Raw genomic sequence first — 268 nt, forward strand, 5'->3', positions numbered from 1 at the left:
ATGGCCTGTCGTGGCGTCGTACACGCCCGCGATCAGGTCGTAGTTGCCATCCAGGCTCAGGCCGCCCAGCACCGCGCCCGTGCCCGGATTGACCGCCACCACCCGGTCCGGGTTGGGATAGCCGTTGAACAGCAGCAGGCTGCCCGCAGGCACCGCCGTCGTGCCCAGCGTCATGTCCGCCGCGACGAACTGCAGTCCCGTGTAGTTGAAGCTGTAGGGCGTGCCGAAGTCGTTGGTCAGCGTGATCGTCTGCAGCACCTCGCCGGTG

Annotated in this window: 1 protein-coding gene; it reads right to left on the reverse strand. The window is 67.5% G+C overall.

Going from position 1 to position 268, the window contains the following annotated elements:
• Nucleotides 1-268 (reverse strand): hypothetical protein (locus LZ009_RS24180; protein ID WP_275700560.1); only part of this gene is annotated, 268 nt, incomplete at both ends.

It is taken from the genome of Ramlibacter paludis (assembly GCF_022012305.1).
Classification (GTDB): domain Bacteria; phylum Pseudomonadota; class Gammaproteobacteria; order Burkholderiales; family Burkholderiaceae_C; genus Ramlibacter; species Ramlibacter paludis.